We start from the raw sequence: 509 nt of genomic DNA, 5'->3' as shown, positions 1-509 counted from the left end.
GCGCCATGGCGGGCCGGGCCCGGCCGATGCGCTTCCCCGTGATCGACCGCGCCACCGGCGTCGCCGAGCCGACGCCCGAGACCCCCGACACCGTCAAGGCGGCCGAGCGCCCGGTCCTGGAGGTCCGCGACCTGACCACCCGGTTCGAGATCCGCTCCGGCCTGTTCGGCCGGGTGACCGGCCGCGTCCACGCGGTGGAGCGGGTCTCGTTCAGCCTGGCGGCGGGCGAGACCCTGGCGCTGGTCGGCGAATCCGGCTGCGGCAAGTCCACCACCGGCCGCTCGATCCTGCGCCTGGTCGAGCCGCTCTCCGGCTCGGTCCTGCTCGACGGCGAGGACCTGATCGGCCTCGATGCCAAAACCCTGCGCACGCGCCGCCAGCGGATGCAGATGATCTTCCAGGACCCGTTCGCCAGCCTCGACCCGCGCATGAGCGTCGGCGCCGCGGTGGCCGAGCCCCTGCTGATCAACCGCCTCGCCACGGGCCGCGAGGCGCGCGGCCCGTGGCGA

At 75.0% G+C, this 509-nt stretch carries 1 protein-coding gene; it reads left to right on the top strand.

Translation table 11 applies throughout. The features are described from left to right. Window positions 1–509, top strand: a 509-nt coding sequence (locus FV228_RS32410; protein ID WP_147858030.1) for an ATP-binding cassette domain-containing protein, incomplete at both ends; no start/stop codon positions are given.

It is taken from the genome of Methylobacterium sp. WL18 (genome assembly GCF_008040015.1).
Lineage (GTDB): Bacteria > Pseudomonadota > Alphaproteobacteria > Rhizobiales > Beijerinckiaceae > Methylobacterium > Methylobacterium mesophilicum.
The sequence above is the reverse complement of the archived record's forward strand: the minus strand, read 5'-3'. Positions and strand labels throughout refer to the sequence as shown.